1 protein-coding gene is annotated in these 574 nt (G+C 51.7%); it reads left to right on the top strand.

Going from position 1 to position 574, the window contains the following annotated elements:
* Positions 1 to 87: 87 nt before the first annotated feature.
* The coding region (locus tag J7439_RS25960) for a hypothetical protein (RefSeq protein WP_209204947.1) at positions 88 to 574 on the top strand (487 nt) is incomplete at its 3' end.

Below are 574 nucleotides of genomic sequence, written 5' to 3'. Positions count from 1 at the left end.
ACTTTCAAAGGCTATTTTGCCAAGGCTAACACGTTCTTTTTAGCTGTAAATACCCAGCAGATTACAAATACCAGCTGCCTTACGAGCATGCTCAACTCGAAGACTCAGATAAAGGAGTTTGCAGAAGCACCCGGGGAAAACATTCAGTCGGTTGCTGATAACCCATGCTTGAAACAAATAGCCTCCATGTGTCATCGCAAAGGATTACCGAAAGATAAGGACGTGAAGGCCTTCCTGACCCTGCCCTGCTTGAAAGAGGGCTGGCAGGAGGGCAAAGACGATATCGTTAAGGGCAAACCGCTCGACCGGGCACTGGTCACCAATATTTCCGCCATGTGTTGCTCTAAAGGCTTACCGAAAGGTCAGGACGTGAAGGCCTTCCTGACCCTGCCCTGCTTGAAAGTGGGCTGGCAGGAGGGCAAAGACGAGGACGTTAAGGGCAAACCACTCGACCGGGCACTGGTCACCAATATTTCCTCCATGTGTCATGGCAAAGGCTTACCGAAAGATCAGGACGTGAAGGCCTTCCTGACCCTGCCCTGCTTGAAAGAGGGCTGGCAGGAGGGCAAAGACG

Source organism: Salinisphaera sp. G21_0 (genome assembly GCF_017744115.1).
Classification (GTDB): Bacteria; Pseudomonadota; Gammaproteobacteria; order Pseudomonadales; family Endozoicomonadaceae; genus Endozoicomonas.
This window is presented reverse-complemented; position numbering and strand designations above follow the sequence as displayed.